The sequence below is a fragment of the Nocardioides sp. genome (assembly GCF_030149505.1).
In the GTDB taxonomy this organism is placed as follows: Bacteria; Actinomycetota; Actinomycetes; order Propionibacteriales; family Nocardioidaceae; genus Nocardioides.
This window is the reverse complement of the sequence record NZ_JASBRN010000012.1, coordinates 13,013-35,826: the sequence shown is the minus strand read 5'-3', so window position 1 is coordinate 35,826 and position 22,814 is coordinate 13,013. Positions and strand designations below refer to the sequence as shown.

Below are 22,814 nucleotides of genomic sequence, written 5' to 3'. Positions count from 1 at the left end.
GGACGTCATGCGGGCGGGACGTCCCTCGGTGCGGGACGTATGACGTCCCGCGGGCCGCGGCCCGATGACCCGGCCCGACCCCGGTGCCGCCCGCGCGACCGCCTGGGTGACCCACCTGCGCGCCGGGGGCACGACCCCGTGGGCGGCCTGGACCGGCACCACCGACGGCCCGGCGCCGCGGGTGCTGCCCGGCGCCCAGCAGCTGGAGCTCCTGCGCCGCCTCAACGAGGTCGGCGCGGTGCCCGGCGAGCTCGCCGAGCGGGTGCTGACGGCGAGCGCTGCGGGTCGTGGCCGTCCCGACCTGGAGCTGGTCGGCTCGCGGCCGCCCTCGGAGTTCGGCCCGCCGCCGGTCGACCCGGCCGACCTGCCGGCCGAGGAGCTGCTGCGGGTCGCCGCGCTGCTGCTGGCCGAGGACCTCGCTTCCGCCGACGCCGGACCAGGGGGCGACCCCGGCGCCGACGACCTGCGCCGGCTCGCCGCCGACGCCGCCCGCCGGGTGCGTCGCCGTGCCGCGTGGCGTCGACCCTGGCGCACCCGCTACCGCCTGGTCGGCGACCCCTGGCGCGCCGACGTCCTGCGTCGTGACCTGGTCGCCCGCGGTCGGCCGCCCGGCGGCCGCGGGGCGCTGGTGCTGGTGGTGGCCGACGACCTGGCCACGATGCTCGCCGACCTCTGGACCGACCGCTGCTTCTCCACCGGTGTCGCCGTCCCCGCGTGGGGCACCTGGCTGGACTCGCTGGCCGGGGCACGCCGGGTCGCGCGCGGCGCGGACCCCGCTGCCGTGGCCGCCCGCTGGGCGCGGGGCGTCGGCCGGGACCGGGTCCGGATCGTCCTGGACGACCGGGCGCTGGCCGAGCTGCTCGGCGTGGACGCGCTCGCCGCGCGTCCGGTGCTGCCCGCGCACGCGGTCGAGCTGGCCCGGCTGGTCTCGGGCGCTCTCGGGCTGCTCGTCACCCCCGAGCCCGGCCGGCGGCTGATGCGCGAGGTGCTGCTGCCGCGGCTGCTGGAGCAGGCGGCCCGCACGGGCGGCCCGCCCCTCGGCGTACCTCCCGAGCACCACCGGTGGGTGCACCGTCGCTCGCTGCGGTTGCGCGATGCCGTGCGCGCCGGTGACTACCCTGTGCTCGGCCAGGTCGAGGACCTGGTCAGCCGGCCGCGCGTCCTCGCCGCCCGCGCCCCCGCGCCCGCCGCGGTCGCGGACGAGCGGGTGCTCGCGCTTGCGGCCGACCTGCTGCTGGGTCGGAGCGGGCCGGACGCGGCAGGACCGGGGCAGGCAGGACCGGATCGGGCACGACAGGAGGAGCAGGCGTGAGCGCGAAGGTCCTGCTGCACGTCGGCACCCCCAAGACCGGCACGTCCCACCTCCAGGACGTGCTCTTCCGCAACCGGGAGCGGCTCGAGCAGCACGGCGTCCTCTACCCCGCCGACCGGTTCGACGCCCACTTCCTCGCCGCGCTCGACCTGATGGCGCTGCCCTGGGGCGGGCTGCAGGCCGAGGCGATCGGGCGCTGGGACGCCCTCGCCGAGCAGGTCCGACGCCACGGCGGCACCTCGATCATCAGCCACGAGATCCTCGCCACCGCCTCCCGCAGCCAGGTCGGCCGGGCGCTGTCCTCCCTGGCCCGCGACGACGGCACCGAGGTGCACCTGGTGCTCTCGGTGCGCGACCTGGTGCGCCAGATCCCCGCGGAGTGGCAGGAGAACGTCAAGCACCGCAGCACCGTCTCCTACGAGGAGTTCCTCGCCCAGCTCCGCGACCCCGCGCGGTCGAGCCGGATCGCCAGCTGGTTCTGGGGCGTGCAGGAGATCCCCGACATCCTCGACCGGTGGGGCCACGACCTGCCGCCCGAGAACGTCCACCTCGTCACCGTCCCCGCCCCCGGCGGCCCGCCGGACGTGCTCTGGCAGCGCTTCAGCGCCGCGTTCGGCCTCGACGGCCTCGACGGCCTCGACCTCGACCTCGAGGCCGAGCGCGCCAACCCCTCCCTCGGGGTCCCCGAGACCGCGCTGCTGCGCCGGATCAACAAGGCGGTCAACCCCGTCCTGGACCCGCCCGACTACCGCCCCCTGGTCCGCGAGCTGCTCGCGCACCAGACGCTCTCGCGACGCACCCGCACGCCCCGGCTCGCACTGCCCCCGGACCTCCACGAGTGGGCCCGCGACCTGGGCCAGCGGTGGAGCGAGGAGGTGCGCCGGCGCGGGTACGACGTCGTCGGGGACCTCGCCGACCTCGAGCCCGGTCCGCCGCCCGAGCACTGGGCCGACCCGGACTCGCCGCGCGAGTCGCAGGTCGCGGGTGCGGCGGTCGAGGCGATCCGCGCGCTGCTGGTCGAGAACGCCCGTATCCGCTCCGAGGAGCAGCGGCTGGCCCACGAGCTACACGAGGCCCGGGTCGCGCTGGACCGCGCGCACCTGCGCCCGGCGTACCGCGTCCGCGAGAAGCTCCTGCGTGGGGTGCGCCGCACCGCCGTCGGGCGCGGGCTGCACCGGGTCTACCGGCTGGCGCGCGGGCGGAGCTCGCGGCCGGCGTAGCGGCCGATCTTCCAGGTGGCGTAGCCGTCGGCGCCCATGCCGACCACGCCGCCCACGACCGGGACCCGGCGGCCCACGGTGACCGCGAGCCGCTTGCCGGTCATCCGCGCGATGATCTCGGTGCCGACCTGTGTGGCGATCGTGCGGTGCAGGGTCGGGTCGGCGACCGGGGCGGTGGCCAGGGCCATCGGGGGCGCGGGCAGCGTGCCCCGCTTGAGCAGGTCGTCGACCTGGTCGGCGCCCAGCAGGCAGGCCATGATCGCGTTGCGCACCCGCGGGTCGGCCAGGTCGTAGCCGCGCAGGTGCGCGATCCCGGCGATCATCCGGCACTGGACCAGTGCGAGGCCGGTGATGTTGGCGGGGATGGCCACCGCCGCGGTCACCACGCCGCCGATGTTGGTGAGGAAGCCCTGCGCGCCGGCGTACCGCACGTGGTTCTCCACCACCTCGTGCACCGCCTTCTCGACGTCGCCGCCCTGCTCGCGCAGCTGGGTCTCGGCGGCCGCCGCCGCACCGGGCAGGGGTCCGACGCCGCGGATCGCCCGCTCGAGGGCCTCGCGGACGAAGGTCTCGGTGATCCCGGGGGCGGCGCCGGCCACCTTGGGGGCCAGCTGGCGGCCCACCAGGCCGGCGACGTTGCGGCTCCTGCTCACGGACCCTCCTGCTCCTCGGCTCGGTCGTGGGGGACGGGTGCTGCCCCACGGTCGATCCTACGGACGCGACCGCTCACCCTAGGGGTCTGACGGTCGGTGCCCGGATGCGCGTACGTTCGCTGGAATGCCCATCGAGCCCCCTGCCACCGCGTGGACGTTCGGCGACCCCCGGGGCTACGACGCGCTCGACGACCTGGTCGGCATCGGCGCGGACCTCGAGCCGGGGACCCTGCTGGCGGCCTACCGGCGCGGGCTCTTCCCGATGCCCTCGGGGCACCCCGGGGACCCGATGTACTGGTTCTGCCCGGTGCTGCGCGGAGTCCTGCCCCTCGACGGGCTGCACGTCTCGCGCTCGCTGCGCCGCTCCACCCGCGACTTCGAGTCGCGCGTCGACACCGCCTTCGAGGAGGTCGTCGCCGCGTGCGCCGAGCCGAACCGCGAGCAGGGCTGGATCGACGACGACATCCGCGAGGCCTACTGCGAGCTGCACCGCCTGGGCTGGGCGCACTCCGTCGAGACCTGGCAGGACGGGCGACTGGTCGGCGGCCTGTACGGCGTGGCCGTCGGCGGCCTGTTCGCGGGCGAGTCGATGTTCCACCGGGTCACCGACGCCTCCAAGTCCGCCCTGGTCTCCCTCGTGGGGCTGCTCCGCGACGAGCACGCCTCCGAACGGTTGATCGACGTCCAGTGGCGCACCGACCACCTGGCCAGCCTCGGCGTCGTCGAGGTGCCCCGGTCGACCTACCTCGCCCGGCTTGAGGTCGCCGTCGCCCTGCCCCTGCCGGCGGCCTTCGCGGGCTGACCTCTCCCCCGCCGAGCCGTCAGCTCCGAACCGCCGAGCCGTCGGTTCTGAACCGCCGAGCCGTCGGTTCTGAACCGCCGAGCCGTCACTTCCGAACCGGCGAACCGTCGGTTCTGAACCGCCGAGCCGTCGGCGGTTCTGGACCGGCGAACCGTCGGTTGCTCCCCGCCGAGGCGTCGCTCCCGCATCGGCGGTGCCACCGTCCCGGGGCGTTCAGGTGCCTCTTGGGTCGGGATGGCACCGTCAGGGCCGCACCTGATGCACCCGATGCACCCGACGGAAGGTCCCCCGTGAAGCTCGCCCTCGTCCCGATCGCCCTGGTCCTCGGCCTGTCGCTGGCAGCCTGCGGCGCGGACGACTCCGAGGAGGCCGGGCAGCCTTCGTTGGGCTCCGGCACCGTCAGCCCCGGGATCGACTCGGAGGAGGAGGCCGCCTCGGTCGCCCCCTTCTGCGAGGCGCTCCTGGCGACCGCGAGCGTGCGCGACGGGGAGGACGTGGCCGACCTGCGCGACAGCCTTGCCGAGGCAGGTCTGCCGGAGGAGGCGGGGGAGGACGCGCAGTCCGGGCTGGAGGTCTACCTCGAGGTGCTGGGCCGGGTCGAGCCCGACGCCACCGCGCGCGACCTCGCCACCCTGGAGGACCCGGACCTGACCTCGCGCGAGCAGGAGCAGGTCGACGCGATGGTCGGCTACGCCACGAGCGCCTGCGCGACCGGCGCCGGCCAGGACCCGGAGGCCACGGAGTCGCCCTCGGTGGAGTGAGCCCGGGCCGGGCCGGCTGCCGTCGTACGTCGGAGCGTTGCCGTCGTGCGACGGGTCAGCCCAGCAGCGCCCTCATCTGCTCGATCTCCGCGGTCTGGCCCGCGACGACGTCCTCGGCCAGCTCGACGGCCGGGCGGAAGGTGCCCTCGGCGGCCTGCTCCTCGGCCATCGCCACGGCACCCTCGTGGTGGGCGATCATCAGCTCCAGCCAGAGGTCCTCGAACTCCGCGTCGCTCGCCTCCTCGAGCTCACCCAGCTGCTGGACGGTGAGCATGCCGGGCATGTCGCTCCCGCCCGTGCCCTCCATGCTCTCCATCGCCTCGGCCGCGGAGTGGTCGCCGTGGCCGGCGTTGGAGTGGTCGCGCATGGTCGCGGGCACCTCCTCGTCCCAGTCGACCAGCCAGTCCGTCATCAGCTCGATCTCGGGCGCCTGCGCGTCGCGGACCTGCTCGGCCAGCGCCGCGACCTCGGGGTCGAGCGGGCGTCCGCGGGTCAGGTCGACCATGGAGAGCGCCTGCGCGTGGTGCTGGACCATGTCGGTGGCGAAGGCGACGTCCTGCGCGCTGTGCTCGGTGTCGGAGAGGACCCGAGCGGGCTCGTCCGTGCCGCAGCCGGTGAGGACGAACGCGGGGACGAGGACGAGCATCGCGGCGGATCGGTTGCGCATGTGTGGAATATACCCCGGTGGGGTACCCGTTCCCACGCCCTGGACCACAGCACCCATGCCCACGAGGGCCACACCGAACACGCGCAGGACCACTCCGGTCACGCCGGTCATCTCGGCCACGACATGGCCTCGAACCGGATGGCGGTCTCCGCCACGCTCCACTGCCTCACCGGTTGCGCCATCGGCGAGGTGCTCGGACTCACAATCGGCACCGCCCTGGGCCTGTCGACCATCGCCACGATCGCCCTGGCGGTCTCGCTGGCCTTCCTGTTCGGCTACACCCTCTCCACCCTGCCGCTGCTGCGCGCCGGCCTGGGCGTCGGCACGGCCCTCAGCGTCGTCCTGGCAGCGGACACCCTCTCGATCGCGGTCATGGAGGTCGTCGACAACGCCGTGATGGCGCTGGTCCCCGGCGCCATGGAGGCCGGACTGGTGAACCCGGTCTTCTGGCTCTCGATGCCGCTCGCGCTCACGATCGCCTTCTTCGCCGCGCTGCCGGTCAACAAGTGGCTGCTCTCCCGGGGCAAGGGCCACGCGCTGACCCACGAGTTCCACGGCGCCGACGTCGTCCGCCCCTGGATCCCTGCGCTGCAGACGCCGGTGCTGGTCGCCGCGATCGCCGCGTTCTTCGCGGGCGGTCTGGTCGTCTCGGTGGCCGACGAGGTCGGAGCGGGGGAGTCGGGCAGCCACGCCGCGGCCCTGCGCTGAGCCCCGGGTCTCCCGGCCGCAGCCGCTACTTCAGCAGCCGCGACATCCGCCGGTCGGCGAGCGGCTTGCCGCCGGTCTGGCAGGTGGGGCAGTACTGCAGGCTCGAGTCGGCGAAGGAGACCTCGCGCACGACGTCTCCGCAGACCGGGCACGGCTGGCCCGTCCGGCCGTGCACGGCCAGGTTGCTCTTCTTCTCGCCCTTGAGCTCGCTGGCCGCCAGCCCGCGCGAGCGCTCGACGGCGTCACCCAGGGTCGTGCGCAGCGCGGCGTACAACGTCGAGAGCTCCTCGGGCTCCAGCGTGCCGGCCGGCTTGTACGGCGACATGCGGGCCGCGTGCAAGATCTCGTCGGAGTAGGCGTTGCCGATGCCGGCGATCGTCCCCTGGTGGCGCAGCACCCCCTTGAGCTGCTTGCGCCCCTCGGCGGCCAGGATCGACCCGAGCACCTCCTGGGTGAACTCCGGCGCCAGCGGGTCCGGGCCGAGCGAGGCGATCCCGGGGACGTCGAGGGGGTCGCGCACGACGTACATCGCCAGGCTCTTGCGGGTGCCGGCCTCGGTGACGTCGAGCCCGGGCGAGACCCCGGTGCCGTCGTCGTCGAGGACGATCCGCACCGCCAGGGTCGACTTGCTCGACGGCTTCGGCGGGATCGTCGGCACCTCGTCGCGCCACCGCACCCAGCCGGCCCGGGCGAGGTGCAGCACGAGGTGGGTCCCGGAGCAGTCGAGGTCGAGGAACTTGCCGTGGCGTCGTACGCCGTCGACGAGCGTGCCGTGCAGCGCCGAGATCGGCGGTTCGAAGGTCTTGAGCGCCGCGAACTGCGGCACGTGGACCGTCACGATCGCGCGCCCGGCCAGCCGGCCGGTCAGGTCCTGGGCCAGCGCCTCGACCTCGGGCAGCTCGGGCATGGGCCGATCCTAGGGTGGGGGCCGCACCCGGGCGGGTCGCTCGGCGATCGCGTGCCGGCGTGCCGTCGCCGTCCGGAAGGTTCAGCGGCGCCCCGCTGGACCTCACGGGCCCGGGGCGCAGGTGCATCGGTGCGCCGTCAGGTCCGGCGGCGCCCCGCTGAAACTCACGCGGGGCGGGCCGACCGGAATCTCACGATTTCCCTAGACACCCCGATACCGTCCGATCGTGGACCCGGTACGCAACCCCTACGCCCCCGGCGCCGGGCAGCGCCCGCCCGAACTGGCGGGCCGCGACGAGCAGCTGGCCGCGTTCGACGTGGTGCTCGAGCGGGTGGCGCGGGGCAGGGCCGAGCGCAGCCTGGTGCTGACCGGCCTGCGCGGGGTCGGCAAGACGGTGCTGCTCAACGCCCTGCGCGGCGCGGCGGTCCGCCGCGGCTGGGGCACCGGCAAGCTCGAGGCGCGCCCCGACCAGCCGCTGCGGCGGCCGCTGTCGAGCGCGCTGCACCAGGCGGTCCGCGAGCTCGGTCACCCCGAGGAGGACGAGCGCGACCAGGTGCTCGGCGTGCTGCGCGCCTTCGCCGAGCGCGACGCCGGTCGCGACGCGAAGCTGCGCGACCGCTGGAGCCCTGGCATCGACGTACCCCCCGCCCGTGGGCGCGCCGACTCCGGTGACATCGAGATCGACCTGGTCGAGCTGCTCGGCGACGTCGGCGGCCTGGCGCAGGACGTCGGCAAGGGCGTCGCGGTCTTCATCGACGAGATGCAGGACCTCGGGCCGGCCGACGTGAGCGCCCTGTGCGCCGCCTGCCACGAGATCAGCCAGTCCGGCCTGCCCGTCATCGTCGTCGGCGCCGGCCTCCCGCACCTGCCGGCGGTGCTGAGCGCCAGCAAGTCCTACTCCGAGCGGCTCTTCTCCTACCAGCGCATCGACCGGCTCTCCCGCGACGCCGCCGACCGCGCGCTCGCCGCCCCGGCAGCCGAGGAGGACGCCGAGTTCACCCCCGAGGGGCTCGAGGCGATGTACGCCGCCACCGGCGGCTACCCCTACTTCATCCAGGCCTACGGCAAGACCGTCTGGGACCTCGCCCCGCGCAGCCCGATCACGGCCGAGGACGTCGCGGTCGCCGCGCCCGAGGCCGAGCGCGAGCTGGCCGTCGGGTTCTTCGGCTCCCGCTACGAGCGCGCCACCCCCGCCGAGCGCGACTACCTGCGCGCCATGGCCGACGCCGCCCTCGGCCAGGAGACCGACGCCGTGGGCGCCGTCGCCACCGCCGACGTCGCGGCCGTGCTCGGCAAGAAGCCGCAGTCGCTGTCGCCTGCACGCGACGCCTTGCTGAAGAAGGGCCTCATCTACTCCGGCGAGCGTGGTCGGATCGCCTTCACCGTGCCGCACTTCGGCCGCTACCTGCTCGGCCAGGAGTAGCCCCGGAGCCCGTACGCCGCTGCTCCGCTGATGATCGAGCAGGCGAGCCCCCGGCGAGCCGTCGTCGAGACCGCCGCACCTGTCGAAGGACCTTGACCACGGCCATCAGCGAGGAGCAGGTCCACAGGTCTCCTGCGCGGTCCCGACGACGCTCGCTGGCGCTCGCTGCTCGACCATCCGCTTCCCGGCACCGCCCGCTCGTCCGGGTGGTGTCCGAGCGGCAGGCCGCGGGCACGGTCGGGGTCATGGACCACGCGAACCCCGACAGCCAGGGCGACCGGACCACGGTGGTGCTCGAGCGCACCATCCGGCACGTGGAGGACGAGCTGCGCGGAGCCCCGGAGGAGGAGGTCGTGGCGCGGCTGCGCGCCGAGCTGCCGGCCGACGTCGACGTGCCCGAGCACAACCTGCTGGCCGCGGCCCGCGCCATCGCCGAGGGACGACGCGAGGACGGCACGCCGGAGCGCTGATCGCTCACCCGGACGGGCGACCTGGCCCCATCATGGAGCCATGCAGGACCGGCCCCTCGTGCTCGCCCACCGCGGAGCCAGCCACGACCACGCAGAGCACACCCTCGGCGCCTACCTCGCGGCGCTGGAGGCCGGTGCCGACGGCGTGGAGTGCGACGTCCGGCTGACCGCGGACGGGCACCTGGTGTGCGTGCACGACCGCGACCTGCGCCGCACCGCCTCCACGCGCGGGATCGTCTCGACGATGGACCTCGCCGAGCTCAGCGAGCTGGACTTCTCCAGCTGGAAGCACCCCTGGGCCGACCTCGACGACGAGCGCCCCGACCTGGTCGAGGAGCACGGGCGGGTGCTGACCCTGCGCAAGCTCTTCGAGGTCTGCGCCGACTTCGACCGGCGGATCGAGATCGCGGTCGAGACCAAGCACCCGACGCGGTACGGCGGGCTGGTGGAGCGGCGCGTGGCCGACCTGCTCCAGGACTTCGGGTGGGACGAGCCCGGCGGACCGGCACGGGTGATGTCGTTCTCCCACACCGCGCTGCAGCGGATGGAGCGGCTCGCACCAGGGGTGCAGGTGGTGCAGCTGCTCGAGCACATCCCCTACTGGCCGGTGCTGCGCCGGGTCGTGGGCCGTGACTGGCTGGTCGGCCCGGGGGTCAAGCTGCTCCACGAGAGTCCCAGGCTCGGTCGCAGCATCACCGCCGCGGGCCACGACATGCACGTGTGGACCGTCAACACCGACGACGACCTGCGGGTCTGCCAGGAGCTCGGTGTGAAGGCCGTGATCAGCGACCGCCCGGCGTACCTCCTCGACCTGCTGGACGGGCAGTCGGACCAGGCCGGGTAGTTTCACCGCCATGGCCAAGAAGAACCGCACCAAGGGCAAGCCCAAGAAGACGATGCCCGCCTTCGTGAAGCGTCCCTTCGAGGGGCTGCCCTCGGAGTGCGACGTGATCGCCCTGCGCGAGCTGGTCCCGGCCGGTACGGCGCCGCTGAGCCTCAAGGACTCCGACCGCGAGGTCGTGCTCTGCTCGCTGCTGCCGATGGCGGCCCCGGCGATGGTGCGCGAGTCCGGTGCGATCTGGCTCGGCATGCAGGTGCAGCACCACTTCGGCGACCCCGCCCGCGACCTCGGTGCGGTGCTCCGGAAGGCGGTCGCCCAGGCCGAGGCCGGTGAGCCCGGCATCGTCGGGCTGACCGAGCTGCCCGAGGACGCCCCCCGCCTGCAGGACCTCGTCACCGGCGACACCCTCGACGTGACCGTGCACGAGGGCTTCGACTTCTGGCTCGCCGACGTCGAGGAGAAGGACGACCTCGCCGGCGCGCTCGACCAGGCCAACGCCGCGGCCGTCCCGACCTCCCGCCTGAGCGGCGTCGAGGCGGTGTACTGGACCAACATCGGCACCAAGGAGCACCTGCGCTGGGTCATGCCGCACCCCGAGGACGCGCTGCTCACCGCGCTGGCGCGGCTGCACGCCGCCGGCAAGGACGTCCTGGTGCCCGGTGCGCGCTTCGTCGGGATGTTCCGTGCCCACGGCCTGCTCGCCCCGGTGTGGGACCTCGAGGTCGGCACCGGTGCCGACGCGCTCGAGGAGCCGGCCGCCGCGTTCCAGAAGGACCTCGAGGCCGCGCTGGCCGACGAGTCCGACCTGACCCAGGAGGAGCGCTCGGCCCGCAACGGGCTGGCCAACCGCCAGGTCACCCTGCGCTGAGGTCGGGCTCGCGGTAGAGGGGGTACTCCGAATCCGATCTGATGCTCAACTCGAGCTGAGCATCAGAAATGATTCGGACTACCCCGCGACGGCCGCCTGCCCCGGCGTCCCCACCCGCACCAGGTGTCGCTCGGCGGCCCGGGCGGCGGGGGTGATGCCGGCGGCGGCGACCACGACCAGCGCGCCGATGGTGATCCAGCCCCAGGTGCCGACCTCCATGGCGAGGAAGGTGTAAGCGGCGGGGGCCCACACCGAGCCGAGGAGGAGCCCGCCGAGGGCCGAGGTGAGGATGAAGGGACGGTTGCGCAGCGCCGCGCGCGGGTCGCTGCGCCGGCTCCCCGCCACCGCCGCCTCGAGCGCGGTATCCCCGGCCTCGGCGTGCGCCTCGGCCTCGCGCGAGAGCCGCGGCATCCGGGTGATCCACGCGGTGTTGAGCAGCAGGATCACCGCGGTCACCAGCGGGATCGCCATGATCGGTCCGTCGGAGCCGGCGGCCAGCGCGAGGCCGCCCGCGCCGGCGCCGAGGGTGTAGCCGACGTTGCGCGAGGCCCGCATGTAGGCCAGCGACCGCACCCGCGTCTCCCGCGGGAACACCTCGAAGCGGTAGGCGTTGCGGCCCGACCGCATCCACGAGGCGGCCAGCTCCAGGGCGATGGTGACGGCGACGTACGCCGCGAACCCCTCGACCAGGAACCACGAGGCGAAGAGCAGGGCCTCGAGGAGCGAGCCGAGGATCCAGGTACGCCGGGTGCCGACCGCGTCCGCGAGCCGGCCGAGCGGCACCGAGGCGCAGAACACCACGATGCCGCCGATGGTCAGGCCCAGGCCGACCTGCGCGGGGGAGAGCCCGACGATCTGCGTGAAGTAGACCGCCGATCCGGTGAGGAACGCGCCCTCGCCGAAGGCCGACAGCACCGACTGGTAGGACATCGAGCGGATGAGCGGGTCGTCGGAGAGCACCTTCGTCATCAGCCGAGTCACCGGCGCATCCTAGGTAAAGAGGCGGGTCCCGGCGTACTCGATACCGGCCGGGTCGCGCGTCGCAGCGTCGTCGGCGTACGACGACGGGTGCGGGCCCGGGGGCCCGGGTCAGCCCGAGCGGTCGCCGTCGTCCTCGCGCCGGCGCAGCGCCCACGGCCGCAGCGAGGAGTAGCCCTTCACCGAGGTCCGCGGCACGCGCCGCAGCGACCACGCGGGGTCGTCCCCGAGCTGCTCGCGCATGCCGTCGTCGACCAGGACGGTGCCGTCGCGGGCGACTCCGGTCAGCCGGGCCGCGATGTTGACGGTCGGGCCGAGCACGTCGCCGAGGCGGGTCACGACGTCGCCGTACGCGATGCCGGCGCGCACCTGCGGGAACGGGTCGTCCTCGTCGGAGCCCATCGCCACCAGCGTCAGCGCGATCCGCGCGGCCGCGGTGGGGTCGTCGGCGACGAGCAGCACCTCGTCCCCGATGTTCTTGATGACCCGGCCGCCGTGGTCGACGACGACCTCGGCGGTGCGGGCCTCGAAGGTCTCGATCCACGCGACGAGCTCGGCGTCGCGCATCGAGCGGGAGCGGGAGGTGAAGCCGACGATGTCGCAGAAGCAGACCGCCTGCGGGGTCGTCCCCGCCGTGGCCCCGGTCTCGTCGGACTCCGTGCCGGCCATCAGCCGACCGGAGGCGCCCGCGAGGTGCCGGCGCCAGACGTAGGACTGCAGCCGCTCGACCCGGGGGAGCACCTCGCCGGTCAGCACCCCGAGCCGCTCGACCGGGTTGGCGTCGGGGTCAGCGGCCGCGACCCGGGCCAGCAGCGTGGTCTGCCACTCTGCGAGCCGGGCGAAGGAGCGGCCCCAGGTGCGCACCAGGGCGGCCTGGGAGTCCTCGCCGAGGATGCCGAGCCCCACCAGGTCGCCGGCCAGCTGCAGCGCCTCGACGTCGGCGGGGGTGAAGGCCGGGTCGTCGTCGGCGGTGGCCGGGAAGCCGAGCAGGCGCCACAGCTCGCGCGCGACCTCGAGGGGTACGCCGGCAGCGGCCGCGACCTCGAGGCGGGTCAGCGACGGGCGCTCGCCGAGCAGCAGCTCCTCGACCGACCCCTCGTCGTCGAGGTCGGGTGCTGGGTCGGGCGCGGGCGGCAGGGCGCCGGGACCGGCCGGGTCCTCGGGCCGTCCGGGGTGCTCGGGGGTGCTCAGCGCGGGGCTCCGGACCGGGTCAGGACTGCTCGCCGCCCCCGGCGAAGCGCTCCTTGGCCACCGCGTCGAGCTGCTCGGCGAACTTCGGCATCTCCACCGCGAGCCGGTTGAGCTGCTCGGGGGTGAAGTGGATGAGCTCGAGCGGGGTCAGCGCCACGATGCTGGCCGAGCGCAGGGAGTGGTTGAGGATCGCGGCCTCGCCGACGATGTCGCCCTCGCCGACCTGGGCGATCTCCTTGCCGTGCTGGCGCACCGAGACCGTGCCGGACAGGATGATGTAGGCCTTGTCGGCGCCGGTCTTCTCCGAGATGGGCGCCCAGCCCTCCGGCAGCGTGACGCGGGTGCCGGCCGAGCTGATCTTCGCGATCTCCTGAGGAGTGAACGCGCTGAAGAACGACATGGGGGTCCTTTCCGCCGGTCGTGGGTCCTCCCGGCCGCATCCTCGCGGACGCGTGTCAGAGGTGTAAAGGAAGCATCTCGCGCGTCACAGCAGGTCAGCGCGGGGACGTGGGTGAAGAGATGGGTCTCAGAGCGGGTCGCGGGTGATCGGGCAGCTCATGCAGCGCGGGCCGCCGCGGCCCGAGCCTAGCTCGGAGCCGGCGATCCGCACGACCTCGATCCCGGCCTCCTCGAGCCGGTCGTTGGTCTCGTCGTTGCGCTCGTAGGCGACCGCGACCCGGGGCGCCAGCGCCAGGGTGTTGTTGCCGTCGTCCCACTGCTCGCGCTCGGCGGTGACCGGGTCCAGGCCGGTGTCGATCTGGTGCAGCTGGTCGATGCCCATCGCGCGCGCCGCGGCCACGAGGAACGGCTCCGGCTCGGCGACGCTGAGCGTCAGCGTGGCCTCCTCGCCCTGCTCGGTCATCGTGACCGCGTGAGCGACGAGGGAGTCGGCGACGTTGGGGTACATCACGACCTTGTCGACGTCGACCAGGGTGCAGATGGTGTCCAGGTGCATCGTGGCCCGCTCCTGGGCGATCGGCACCGCCAGCACGGTCCGCGCGAGCCCGGCGTGGAACACCTGGCGGGCGAAGCGCTCGACACCGGCCGGCGTCGTACGCTCCCCGACGCCGACGGCGATCACGCCCGGCGCGAGGTGCAGGACGTCGCCGCCCTCGACGTGCTCGGAGTGCCAGCCGTGGATCTTGCGGGTGCCGCGGAAGCGCGGGTGCTCGGTGTAGATCAGCTCGGTCAGCTGGGTCTCGCGCGAGCGCGCCGGCATGGCCAGCGAGGTGATGGCGACCCGGTCGCGCACCCACACGCTGGAGTCGCGGGTGAAGAGCAGGTTGGGCAGCGGGTCGACCAGGAAGTCGTACGGCGAGAGCAGGCTCGTGACCAGGCCGAACCCACCGCGCACCTCGTCGTTGCGGATGCCGGCGGTGAGGTAGGCCGTCAGCTCCTCGGGCGAGGCGTCGTGCAGGAAGTGCGCGAGGTAGGTGCGCAGGGTGTCGCCGAGGTGCAGGCCCGACAGCGCGGAGGTGATCGCGTGGTTGCGGGCCAGCTCGTCCTGCAGGGTCTCGGTGAGCAGCTCGGTGAGGTAGAGCACCTCGACGTCGCGGTCGCGCAGGGCCTGGGCGAAGGCGTCGTGCTCGTCCTGCGCGCGGGCGACCCAGGGGATGCCGTCGAAGAGCAGCCGGTCGTTGTTGCGCGGGGTCAGCCGCTTCAGCTCGTTGCCGGGACGGTGCAGCATGACGGTGCGGAGACGACCGACCTCGCTGTCGGCGTACGGGGCGGGGCGCTCGCTCATGCACCGCACCCTAGTGAACCCGGGCTCCGCCCCGCCCACCCGTGAGGCCAGCACCGCCGAGCCGTCAGTTCCGAACTGCCGAGCCGTCAGTTCCGCACCGTCGAGCCGTCGGTCAGTTCCGCACCGCCGAGCCGCGAGGTCAGGCCTGCGCGCGGAACGGATCGGCGGGGTACACGCCGAGGATCGTGATGTCGGTGGTGAAGAAGGCCAGCTCCTCCAGCGCGTTGCGCAGCGGCGTCTCCTCGGGGTGCCCGTCGACCTCGGCGAGGAACTGCGTCGCGGTGAAGTGTCCGTCGACCATGTAGCTCTCGAGCTTGGTCATGTTCACGCCGTTGGTCGCGAAGCCGCCGAGCGCCTTGTAGAGCGCGGCCGGCAGGTTGCGGACGTTGAAGACGAAGCTGGTCACCACCGGGCCGTTGCCTGGCGGCGCCTGCACGAAGTCGCGGCTGAGCACGACGAACCGGGTCGTGTTGTGGTCCTCGTCCTCGACGTCGGCGGCGAGCACCTCCAGGCCGTAGATCTGTGCGGCCAGCGGCGGGCTGATGGAGGCCTGGGTGGGGTCCTTGGCCTCCGCCACCTCGCGGGCGGCGCCGGCGGTGTCGCCGGAGATGAGCGGGGTCAGGCCGTGCTCGCGGATGATCCGGCGGCACTGGCCGAGGGCGTGGACGTGGCTGTGGACCGTGCGGATCGTGTCCAGGCTCGCGCCGGGCACGGCCATCAGGTGGAACCGGATCCGCAGGAAGTGCTCGGCCACGATGTGGAGCCCGCTGCCGGGCAGGAAGTGGTGGATGTCGGCCACCCGACCGGCGATGGAGTTGTCGATCGGGATCATCGCCAGCTCGGCCTCACCGCCCGCCACGGCCGCGAAGACGTCCTCGAACGAGGCGCACGGCAGCGCCTCCAGGTCGGGGTAGTGCTCCTGGCACACGATGTGGGAGTTGGCGCCCGGCTCTCCCTGGTAGGCGATGCGTCGCGGTTCCGGCACCCGCGCAGTCTAGGTTCGCTGCCGTGGAGATCCTGGTCGTGCTCACCCTGGTGGTCGCCCTCGCCGCGCTGGCCTGTGCCGTGCTGGCCCTGCGGGCCGCCCGTGCAGGTGCGTCCCCGGTGGGGCCGGACGCGCTGCCCCAGGACGTCCTGGGCCTGCGCCAGGAGGTCGCCGCCCTGCGCGCCGAGGGCCGCGACGCCCTGCGGCACCTGGCCGCGGTCCGCTACGACGCGTTCGGCGACATGGGCGGGCACCTCTCCTGGTCGGTCGCGCTGCTCGACGACGGCGGCAACGGCGTCGTGCTCACCTCGATCCACGGCCGCTCCGAGGCCCGGACCTACGCCAAGTCGATCGCCGCCTGGCGCTGCGACCAGCAGCTCTCGCCCGAGGAGACCGAGGCCGTCGAGGCCGCTCGGCCGTAGCGGCGGGCCGTGAGGTTCAGCTGATGCCGGCTGAACCTCTCGGTCCACGGGTGAAGGTTCAGCCGTACGCCGAAAGTTCTGACTCAGCCGTCGTCCCGCCGTACGCCGCCGGGCGCGCCTCAGAGCAGGCTGACCGCCCCGACGACCGCGAGCCCCACCGCGGCGACCGCGGCCACCTTCGACACGATCCCGGCCGTGCGCGCCGAGCCCGCGGCCGACTCGAGCAGCTGCTCCTCGGACCGTGTGGTGACGACGAGGTCGCCCTTCTCGGGCTCACCCACGACCAGCCGCCCGTCCAGCTCGCGGACCTCCCCGCGCACGAACAGCCGTGTGCCGGGCTCCAGCACCCACTCCTCGTGCTCGAACCCGATCGTGTCCCGACCCCCACCGCGCTTGCCCTCCCGGAACTCCGAGACGGACCGGCGCGCCCCGTCGACCCCCGAGGTGGGCTCGACCAGCACCTCGCCGGTGGCGTCGCGCAGCACGAACGCCGACTCCGAGCTCTCGGAGGTGACGGTCTCCTCCGCGGTCGAGGAGGTCCGGTTGCCCTGGGCGTCCTTGCTGATCTTGGTGTAGCGCCGGGTCACCACCTGGCGGTGCCAGACGCACGGCGTACCCGTCTCCGGGGACCGCAGCGGGCCGCCCGGCCCGGGCGCGGCCTCGCCGGAGAGCTCGACGAGCTCGCGGTAGGACCCGGCGCCCGCCGCTGCCGAGGCGGCTGCCGCGAGCTCGCGCAGCGTCGCGACCGTGGAGGTCTCGGTCGCCAGCATCGCCCCGCGGTCCCGCTCGGCCGACCGGCCGATCCACCACGCCACGACCGCGACGACGGCAGCCACGGCTGCACCCACCAGGAATCCCATGCTGTGCTCCTCGACCCGTCCGTCCCGAGAGTCGGGGGTCAGCCTGGCAGAGCCGGCCGGCGTACGGGCCGGAAGTGACGTCTCGAGGGTTCGGAACCGACGGTTCGGCGGTGCGGAACTGACGGTTCGGCGGTCAGCGGGGGACGCGGACGAGCACCCGACCGTGGACGCAGCGCATCGACAGCTCCCGGCCGGGGCCGATGGAGTCGCCGTCGAGCTGGCGCGGGGTGTCGGTGGCGGCGCGGACGACGACGGTCGAGCCGGTGCGGCGGTCGATGAGCGCGTCGGTGTGCGGGCGCTTGAGCAGCACCCGCCAGGCCAGGGGGATCCAGGCCAGGAAGTTCTTCGGGTGCAGGATCACCACGTCGAGGGTGCCGTCGTCGATCGCGGCGTCGGGCAGCAGCGGCATCCCGGCCTGCAGGAACCCGACGTTCCCGACCACGACGGTGCGGGCGCGGTGCTTGGTGAACTCCCCGCCGTCGACGGAGATCTCGACCTTGACCGCAGGGAACATCAGCGACTTCAGGCCCGAGATGACGTAGGCGATCCAGCCGACCCGCTTCTTGATGTCCTCGTTGACGCCCTCCATGATCGCGGCGTCGAAGCCCATGCCGGCCATGACCATGAAGTAGCTGTCCTCGATGCCGTCGCCGGAGACCTCGACCATGTCGATGGCCCGGTCCTGGCCGGTCAGCGCGACGTCGATGGCCGCGCGGAGGTAGAGCGGGATGTCGAGGTTGCGGGCCAGCAGGTTGCCGGTGCCGGCAGGGACGATCCCGACCGGGATGCCGGTGCCGGCGAGCTCGGCGCACACCTCGCGCACGGTGCCGTCACCGCCGCACACCAGCACGAGGTCGGCGCCGGCCACGGAGGCCTCCTCGGCCATCCCGGTGCCGGGGTCCTCGACGGTGGTCAGGTGCCAGGTCGGGTCGGCCCAGCCGGCCTCGCGGGCCATCCCGGTCACGACCGTCTGGAACTGCCGGACGTCCTCGACCTTGATCGGGTTCAGCACGACGGCCAGCCGCTTGGTGCCGGGGATGGCCACCGGCAGCGGCTCGGCCTTGACGGCGTGGCTGCGCGGCAGCGGGGAGTACGCCGCCACGACGGTCAGCAGGATGGCCGCACCGAGCAGCACGCCGGCCACGACGTCGCTGGGGTAGTGCCGACCCAGCAGCACGCGGTCTAGGCAGATCGCCACGACCACGAGCCCGACGGCGACGTACGCCGTGCGCCGCATGCTCGCCCGACGCACCAGCATCAGCACCAGCACGCAGACGACGCCGCCGAGCGCGGCGGCGGAGGAGGCGTGGCCGGAGGGGAAGGAGTTGGTCGACAGCAGCGCCTCGGGGTCCTGCCACGGGGGCCGCTCGCGGCCCAGCCACACCTTCATGCCCGTGGTGGCGGCCGCGGTCAGCCCCGGGACGAGGGCGGCGACGAGGGCCGCGCGTCGGTAGCCCTTGGCGAGCATCAGCCCGGCGACCACGACGGTGAGGACCGTCATCCCGATCGTGCCGAAGGTCAGCTCGACCCACCGGAGCAGGTCGTAGGCGGGGGAGCTGGCACCGACGTACGGCGTCTCCGGGCCCGAGCTGCCGCGGGCGTCGACGTCGGCCAGCGCGCCCCACCCCTGGACGACGCCCACGGCGAGCAGCGCGAGGCCGGCCCAGCACAGCAGCGCCCAGGCGAGCAGCAGGGAACGGGAGCGGTCGAGCACGGGCGACAGCATGGCAGAGGGGAGGCGGCCACCAACTGGGGTGAGCCGGGGCGAGGAGCCCGGATAGCCTGACGCACATGATCGACCCCAAGGTCCTGCGGGACGACCCCGACCGCGTCCGTGCCGCGCTCGCCAAGCGCGGGCTGTCCGACGAGGTCGTCTCCCGCTCCCTGGAGGCCGACGCCACCCGCCGGGCCGCGATCGCGACCTTCGAGGCCAAGCGCGCGGAGCAGAAGCAGCTCGGCGCCCTGATCCCGAAGGCGCAGGGTGAGGAGAAGCAGACCCTGCTCGCGCAGACCAAGACCCTGGCAGCGGAGGTCAAGGAGGCCGAGGCCGCCCGGATCGCCGCCGACGAGACCTGGGACGCGGCGCTGAAGGAGATCCCCAACCTCGCCGCGCCCGAGGCGCCCGAGGGCGGCGAGGACGACTTCGTCGTGCTCGAGACCGTGGGGACCCCGCGCGACTTCGCCGCCGAGGGCTTCGAGCCGCGCGACCACATCGAGCTCGGCAAGCTGCTCGGCGCCATCGACATCGAGCGCGGCGCGAAGGTGTCCGGCTCGCGCTTCTACTTCCTCACCGGCGTCGGCGCCCAGCTGGAGCTGGCGCTGGTCAACCTCGCGATGGAGCAGGCCCGCGAGGCCGGGTTCACCCAGGTCATCGCCCCGTCCCTGGTGCGCCCGCGCGCCATGGACGGCACCGGCTTCCTCGGCCAGGCCGCCGACGACGTCTACCGGATCGAGGGCGAGGACCTCTACCTCGTCGGCACCTCCGAGGTCCCGATGGCGGCCTACCACTCCGACGAGATCCTCGACCCGGCGACGCTGCCGCTGCGCTACGCCGCGTTCAGCCCCTGCTTCCGCAAGGAGGCCGGCTCCCACGGCAAGGACACCAAGGGGATCATCCGGGTCCACTGGTTCGACAAGGTCGAGATGTTCGTCTACACGACGCTCGAGGAGTCCTACGCCGAGCACGAGCGGCTGCTGCAGTGGGAGCGTGACTTCCTCGACAAGCTCGAGCTGGCCTACCGCGTCATCGACGTCGCCGCCGGCGACCTGGGGCTCTCGGCGATCCGCAAGTTCGACTGCGAGGCCTGGATCCCGACCCAGGGCAAGTACCGCGAGCTCACCTCGACCTCCAACTGCACCGAGTTCCAGAGCCGCCGCCTCGACATCCGCGGCCGGTTCGAGGACGGCACCAAGCCGCTGGCTACGCTCAACGGGACGCTGTGCGCCATGACCCGCACGATCGTGGCGATCCTCGAGACCCACCAGCAGGCCGACGGCTCCGTGCGCGTCCCGAAGGCGCTCCAGCCGCACATGGCCGGCCTCGAGGTCCTCAGGCCGGTGGGCGCGTGAGCGCTGCGCCCGAGCCCGGCTGGGTCCCGAAGCTCGTCGCGCTCGACATCGACGGCACCCTCCTGCGCTGGGTGGAGGGAGCCGGCATGACGCACGCCGACGTCGCGCCCGCGGTCCGCGACGCCGTACGCCGGGCGCAGGACGCGGGTGCCCACGTGGTGCTCGCCAGCGGTCGCTCCCCGCACGGCATGACCCCGGTCGCGGACCTGCTCGACCTGCACGCCGGTCCCGACGGCGAGATCGTGCCGGTGTGGGTCGTGGCCTCCAACGGGGCGGTCGTCTTCCGCTACCCGCCGCTCGAGGTCGTGCACGAGGAGACCTTCGACGCCCGGGCCGCCGTGGCCGCCGTGCTCGAGGAGCACCCGGGAGCCCTGGTCGGGGTCGAGGAGCGCGGCCGCGGCTACCGCGTCAACCGGCCCTTCCCCGACGGCGAGCTGTCGGGGGAGATGATCCCGACGCCGCTGGAGGAGATGGTCGCCGAGCCGGTCAGCCGCGTGATCATCCGCGACCCCGAGGCCACCGCCGAGGACTTCGTGGCCCTGGCCGGGAAGCTGGGCCTGCACGGCACCGACTACGTCGTGGGCTGGACGGCCTGGATGGACCTCGCGCCCGTCGGAGTCTCCAAGGCCTCCGGGCTGCAGCTGGTCTGCGACCGGCTCGGGGTCTCGGCTGAGGACGCGCTGGCCATCGGAGACGGTCGCAACGACCTGGAGATGCTGGCCTGGGCGGGTCGCGGCGTCGCGATGGGCCAGGCGATCGAGGAGGTCCGCGCCGCCGCCGACGACGTCACCGCACCGGTCGACGAGGACGGCGCGGCGGTCGAGCTGGGGCGGTACTTCTGAGCATGCCCGCCCCTGCCCCCGTGCTCACCACCGAGCGCCTCGTCCTGCCGCTGTGGTCCTCCGACGTGGTCGCCGACCTGCGTGCGGGCCGCCGCCGGCCCGAGTGGCACCGTGACTTCCCGCGCGCCGACGACCTCGACGCCGCGACGCTCTGGACCGACGGTGACCCGTGGGGTCCGCGCAGCATCGTGCGCGGCACCACCGTGCTCGGCTCGATCGGCTGCTTCGGCCCGCCCTCGCTCGCGCCGGACGAGGTGCTGGAGACCGAGGTCGGCTACGGCCTGGTCCCCGAGGCCCGCGGCTGGGGCTTCGCCACCGAGGCGCTCGCCGCGGTCCTGGCCGCAGCCGACGCCGCCGGGGTCCGGATGCGCGCGAGCGTCGAGCCCGACAACGCCGCCGGCCTCCGCGTGCTCGCCAAGAGCGGCTTCACGACCCTGCGCGGTGCCGACGAGGAGGGCCGGCTCGTGATGGCCCGCCCGCTGCCGCCGGAGGTCTCCCGTGGCTGAGCACCCCCGCCCCCGCCTGGTCGCCACCGACCTCGACGGCACCCTGGTCGACCGCGACGGCAACGTCTCCGACTACACCCGCGAGGTCCTGCTGGAGGTCGAGCGCCTCGGGGTGCCGGTCGTCTTCGTGACGGGCCGGCCCCTGCGCTGGGCCCGCGACGTCTTCGAGCACGTCGGCTCCCACGGGCTCGCGGTCATCTCCAACGGCGCGGCCGTCTGGGACGTGGCCGCCGACCGTGCGCGGCTCGAGCGCCCGATCACCCCCGAGGCCGGGCGTGAGTTCGCCCGCCTGCTGCGCGAGGCGGTGCCGGGCACGGCGTACGCCGTCGAGACCCTGGCCGGCATCGAGCTGGAGCCGGGGTTCATGGAGCGCTACCCGATCCCCGACGTCGTGCGGCGCGCGCACGTCGACGAGCTGCTCGACGCCGGTGCCTGGAAGCTGCTGGCGCGGCACGAGGAGCTGGGGCCGCAGGAGTTCTGGGACCGCGCCGAGACCGCGACCGGCGACCGGCTGACCATCACCTGGTCGAGCTCCACCACGCTGCTGGAGATCAGCGCCGCGCAGGTCACGAAGGCCTCGACGCTGGCGATGGTGTGCGCCGACCTCGGGATCGGGCCGGAGGAGGTCATCGCGTTCGGCGACATGCCCAACGACATCCCGATGCTCTCGTGGGCCGGCCGCTCGTGGGCGATGGCCGACGCCCACCCGACGGTGGTCGAGGTCGCCGACGAGGTCGCGCCGAGCCACCACGAGGACGGCGTGGCCCGGGTCCTGGCTGGTGTCTTCGACCTGTGACCTGCTTCCATGGCCCGGTGCTGACGACCGCCCGCATCCTCGCCGCGACGCTGCTCACCAGCGCGCTGGCCGGGGCCGGTGCCGTCACCCTGGTGGCCGGCCCGCCGGCGTACGCCGCCCCGGAGCCGTCCTGCACCGACGTCGGTGTGCCCACCCAGACCCGCCAGGCGCAGGCCGTCTTCACCGGCGAGGTCCGCTCGGTCACGACCAGCCCGGTCGAGGGCGACCGCCGCGGGGTGGAGCTCGTGCACGAGGTCACCGTCGAGGCCGTCTACAAGGCCGCGCGGGTCGACGTCCCCGCCGAGCTGCAGGTCCTCACGACCCGCGGCGTGCCCGGCGCCTGCAACCTCGGACGCCTCGCGGAGGGCAAGCAGGTCGTGTTCTTCGTGCGGGCGCAGACCGACCAGGACGGCCAGGTCGCCGAGCCGCCGGTCTTCGTCGCGTCCGGTGACTCCGGCACCGCCGTGGCCGACGCCGACCTGCTGGACGCCGTCGAGCGGATCCTTCCCAACCCCACGACGCCGGTCCCGGCCGATCCCGCTGAAGCGGAGTTCGAGGCGCTGCCCGTCGACGAGCCGGCCCCGCTGAGCCGCGCCGTCGCCCCGGGCGCCGCGCTCGTCGTCGCCGGGCTGCTCGGGCTCTTCGTCGTACGTCGCCTCAATCGCCGCTGAGCCCGACCCGGTCTGTGAGGGCTGACTCGGCGCCGGTTCGAGCGTGAGTCGGCGCCGGTTCGAGTGCCCTCGAACGAGCGCCGGGTCACGGCGAGTGGAGTGCGTACGACGCGGGAGC

General features: G+C 73.9%; 25 protein-coding genes. 15 read left to right on the top strand and 10 right to left on the bottom strand.

Annotated elements, in window-relative coordinates; translation table 11 throughout:
• Positions 1-64 precede the first annotated feature (64 nt).
• Entirely contained in the window at positions 65-1,312 is a 1,248-nt protein-coding gene (locus Q1V71_RS01810; RefSeq protein WP_300639924.1) for a hypothetical protein, read from the top strand.
• On the top strand, positions 1,309-2,532 hold the full coding sequence (locus Q1V71_RS01805; RefSeq protein WP_300639921.1) for a hypothetical protein: 1,224 nt from the start codon (positions 1,309-1,311) through the stop codon (positions 2,530-2,532). The genes Q1V71_RS01810 and Q1V71_RS01805 overlap by 4 nt, the downstream gene beginning before the upstream one ends.
• Here Q1V71_RS01805 and Q1V71_RS01800 read toward each other — a convergent pair.
• Positions 2,493-3,185 (bottom strand): EcsC family protein, encoded by a 693-nt coding sequence (locus Q1V71_RS01800; RefSeq protein ID WP_300639919.1) that lies wholly within the window; start codon positions 3,183-3,185, stop codon positions 2,493-2,495. The two genes, Q1V71_RS01805 and Q1V71_RS01800, sit on opposite strands and share 40 nt — an antisense overlap.
• A 124-nt stretch (positions 3,186-3,309) precedes the next feature.
• Between Q1V71_RS01800 and aat the strand changes: the two genes are divergently transcribed.
• Both aat and Q1V71_RS01790 read left to right on the top strand, forming a co-directional pair.
• Positions 3,310-3,987, top strand: a complete 678-nt coding sequence (gene aat, locus Q1V71_RS01795; RefSeq protein ID WP_300639916.1) for a leucyl/phenylalanyl-tRNA--protein transferase — start codon at positions 3,310-3,312, stop codon at positions 3,985-3,987.
• Between the two features lie 290 nt (positions 3,988-4,277).
• Complete coding sequence (locus Q1V71_RS01790; RefSeq protein WP_300639913.1) at positions 4,278-4,748, top strand: hypothetical protein; 471 nt, start codon at positions 4,278-4,280, stop codon at positions 4,746-4,748.
• Positions 4,749-4,803: 55 nt separating this feature from the next.
• Here the strand turns inward: Q1V71_RS01790 and Q1V71_RS01785 are convergent, their stop codons facing one another.
• Positions 4,804-5,415: a DUF305 domain-containing protein gene (locus Q1V71_RS01785; RefSeq protein WP_300639910.1), complete on the bottom strand. Its 612-nt coding sequence runs from the start codon at positions 5,413-5,415 to the stop codon at positions 4,804-4,806.
• A 123-nt stretch (positions 5,416-5,538) separates the two neighbouring features.
• Here Q1V71_RS01785 and Q1V71_RS01780 point away from each other — a divergent pair, with 123 nt between their 5' ends.
• On the top strand, positions 5,539-6,123 hold the full coding sequence (locus Q1V71_RS01780; protein ID WP_300639907.1) for a DUF4396 domain-containing protein: 585 nt from the start codon (positions 5,539-5,541) through the stop codon (positions 6,121-6,123).
• Positions 6,124-6,148: 25 nt separating this feature from the next.
• On the opposite strand, the gene Q1V71_RS01775 is transcribed toward Q1V71_RS01780, so the two are convergent.
• Entirely contained in the window at positions 6,149-7,030 is an 882-nt protein-coding gene (locus Q1V71_RS01775; protein ID WP_300639904.1) for a DNA-formamidopyrimidine glycosylase family protein, read from the bottom strand.
• 226 nt (positions 7,031-7,256) lie between these two features.
• Between Q1V71_RS01775 and Q1V71_RS01770 the strand changes: the two genes are divergently transcribed.
• The 4 genes from Q1V71_RS01770 (at position 7,257) to Q1V71_RS01755 (ending at position 10,632) form a co-directional block, all read left to right on the top strand.
• Complete coding sequence (locus Q1V71_RS01770; RefSeq protein ID WP_300639901.1) at positions 7,257-8,453, top strand: ATP-binding protein; 1,197 nt, start codon at positions 7,257-7,259, stop codon at positions 8,451-8,453.
• A 245-nt stretch (positions 8,454-8,698) separates the two neighbouring features.
• Entirely contained in the window at positions 8,699-8,923 is a 225-nt protein-coding gene (locus Q1V71_RS01765) for a hypothetical protein (RefSeq protein WP_300639898.1), read from the top strand.
• A gap of 40 nt (positions 8,924-8,963) precedes the next feature.
• Complete coding sequence (locus tag Q1V71_RS01760) at positions 8,964-9,767, top strand: glycerophosphodiester phosphodiesterase family protein (RefSeq protein WP_300639896.1); 804 nt, start codon at positions 8,964-8,966, stop codon at positions 9,765-9,767.
• A 10-nt stretch (positions 9,768-9,777) separates the two neighbouring features.
• The gene (locus Q1V71_RS01755; protein WP_300639893.1) at positions 9,778-10,632 is read left to right on the top strand and encodes a DUF5926 family protein; all 855 of its coding nucleotides are present in this window, start codon (positions 9,778-9,780) and stop codon (positions 10,630-10,632) included.
• A 78-nt stretch (positions 10,633-10,710) separates the two neighbouring features.
• Here Q1V71_RS01755 and Q1V71_RS01750 read toward each other — a convergent pair whose 3' ends face one another.
• From Q1V71_RS01750 to Q1V71_RS01730, 5 genes are all read right to left on the bottom strand, one after another.
• A complete protein-coding gene (locus tag Q1V71_RS01750; RefSeq protein WP_300639891.1) occupies positions 10,711-11,613 on the bottom strand; it encodes an MFS transporter in 903 nt (300 codons plus the stop codon).
• 108 nt (positions 11,614-11,721) lie between these two features.
• Positions 11,722-12,516, bottom strand: a complete 795-nt coding sequence (locus Q1V71_RS01745) for an adenylate/guanylate cyclase domain-containing protein (protein WP_300639889.1) — start codon at positions 12,514-12,516, stop codon at positions 11,722-11,724.
• A gap of 304 nt (positions 12,517-12,820) precedes the next feature.
• Entirely contained in the window at positions 12,821-13,201 is a 381-nt protein-coding gene (locus Q1V71_RS01740; RefSeq protein ID WP_300639886.1) for a Crp/Fnr family transcriptional regulator, read from the bottom strand.
• Between the two features lie 126 nt (positions 13,202-13,327).
• Entirely contained in the window at positions 13,328-14,545 is a 1,218-nt protein-coding gene (locus Q1V71_RS01735; RefSeq protein WP_300639884.1) for an arginine deiminase, read from the bottom strand.
• Between the two features lie 139 nt (positions 14,546-14,684).
• On the bottom strand, positions 14,685-15,530 hold the full coding sequence (locus Q1V71_RS01730) for a prephenate dehydratase (protein WP_300639881.1): 846 nt from the start codon (positions 15,528-15,530) through the stop codon (positions 14,685-14,687).
• A 23-nt stretch (positions 15,531-15,553) separates the two neighbouring features.
• On the opposite strand from Q1V71_RS01730, the gene Q1V71_RS01725 reads away from it, so the two are divergent.
• Complete coding sequence (locus tag Q1V71_RS01725; RefSeq protein ID WP_300639878.1) at positions 15,554-15,952, top strand: DUF4446 family protein; 399 nt, start codon at positions 15,554-15,556, stop codon at positions 15,950-15,952.
• Positions 15,953-16,071: 119 nt separating this feature from the next.
• Here Q1V71_RS01725 and Q1V71_RS01720 read toward each other — a convergent pair whose 3' ends face one another.
• Entirely contained in the window at positions 16,072-16,812 is a 741-nt protein-coding gene (locus tag Q1V71_RS01720; protein ID WP_300639875.1) for a GIDE domain-containing protein, read from the bottom strand.
• Between the two features lie 133 nt (positions 16,813-16,945).
• The gene (locus Q1V71_RS01715) at positions 16,946-18,526 is read right to left on the bottom strand and encodes a YegS/Rv2252/BmrU family lipid kinase (RefSeq protein ID WP_300639873.1); all 1,581 of its coding nucleotides are present in this window, start codon (positions 18,524-18,526) and stop codon (positions 16,946-16,948) included.
• Positions 18,527-18,603: 77 nt separating this feature from the next.
• Here Q1V71_RS01715 and serS point away from each other — a divergent pair, with 77 nt between their 5' ends.
• The 5 genes from serS to Q1V71_RS01690 are packed head-to-tail and all read left to right on the top strand — an operon-like array spanning position 18,604 to position 22,696.
• Positions 18,604-19,881 carry a serine--tRNA ligase gene (gene serS, locus Q1V71_RS01710; RefSeq protein WP_300639870.1) on the top strand — a complete coding sequence of 426 codons (1,278 nt, stop codon included), beginning with the start codon at positions 18,604-18,606 and terminating at the stop codon, positions 19,879-19,881.
• Entirely contained in the window at positions 19,878-20,723 is an 846-nt protein-coding gene (locus Q1V71_RS01705; RefSeq protein ID WP_300639867.1) for an HAD family hydrolase, read from the top strand. Before serS ends, Q1V71_RS01705 begins: the two co-directional genes overlap by 4 nt.
• A 2-nt stretch (positions 20,724-20,725) precedes the next feature.
• On the top strand, positions 20,726-21,229 hold the full coding sequence (locus tag Q1V71_RS01700; RefSeq protein ID WP_300639864.1) for a GNAT family N-acetyltransferase: 504 nt from the start codon (positions 20,726-20,728) through the stop codon (positions 21,227-21,229).
• A complete protein-coding gene (locus tag Q1V71_RS01695) occupies positions 21,222-22,025 on the top strand; it encodes an HAD family hydrolase (protein WP_300639861.1) in 804 nt (267 codons plus the stop codon). The genes Q1V71_RS01700 and Q1V71_RS01695 overlap by 8 nt, the downstream gene beginning before the upstream one ends.
• Positions 22,026-22,042: 17 nt before the next feature.
• Positions 22,043-22,696, top strand: a complete 654-nt coding sequence (locus Q1V71_RS01690) for a hypothetical protein (protein ID WP_300639858.1) — start codon at positions 22,043-22,045, stop codon at positions 22,694-22,696.
• Positions 22,697-22,814: the final 118 nt, after the last annotated feature.

Bases quoted from the DNA above. Each gene is read 5' to 3' on its own strand.
- Q1V71_RS01810 (WP_300639924.1), top strand. From the start codon at position 65: ATGACCCGGCCCGACCCCGGTGCCGCCCGCGCGACCGCCTGGGTGACC.
- aat (WP_300639916.1), top strand. From the start codon at position 3,310: ATGCCCATCGAGCCCCCTGCCACCGCGTGGACGTTCGGCGACCCCCGG.
- Q1V71_RS01785 (WP_300639910.1), bottom strand. From the start codon at position 5,415: ATGCGCAACCGATCCGCCGCGATGCTCGTCCTCGTCCCCGCGTTCGTC.
- Q1V71_RS01780 (WP_300639907.1), top strand. From the start codon at position 5,539: ATGGCCTCGAACCGGATGGCGGTCTCCGCCACGCTCCACTGCCTCACC.
- Q1V71_RS01775 (WP_300639904.1), bottom strand. From the start codon at position 7,030: ATGCCCGAGCTGCCCGAGGTCGAGGCGCTGGCCCAGGACCTGACCGGC.
- Q1V71_RS01765 (WP_300639898.1), top strand. From the start codon at position 8,699: ATGGACCACGCGAACCCCGACAGCCAGGGCGACCGGACCACGGTGGTG.
- Q1V71_RS01760 (WP_300639896.1), top strand. From the start codon at position 8,964: ATGCAGGACCGGCCCCTCGTGCTCGCCCACCGCGGAGCCAGCCACGAC.
- Q1V71_RS01755 (WP_300639893.1), top strand. From the start codon at position 9,778: ATGGCCAAGAAGAACCGCACCAAGGGCAAGCCCAAGAAGACGATGCCC.
- Q1V71_RS01740 (WP_300639886.1), bottom strand. From the start codon at position 13,201: ATGTCGTTCTTCAGCGCGTTCACTCCTCAGGAGATCGCGAAGATCAGC.
- Q1V71_RS01735 (WP_300639884.1), bottom strand. From the start codon at position 14,545: ATGAGCGAGCGCCCCGCCCCGTACGCCGACAGCGAGGTCGGTCGTCTC.
- Q1V71_RS01720 (WP_300639875.1), bottom strand. From the start codon at position 16,812: ATGGGATTCCTGGTGGGTGCAGCCGTGGCTGCCGTCGTCGCGGTCGTG.
- serS (WP_300639870.1), top strand. From the start codon at position 18,604: ATGATCGACCCCAAGGTCCTGCGGGACGACCCCGACCGCGTCCGTGCC.
- Q1V71_RS01700 (WP_300639864.1), top strand. From the start codon at position 20,726: ATGCCCGCCCCTGCCCCCGTGCTCACCACCGAGCGCCTCGTCCTGCCG.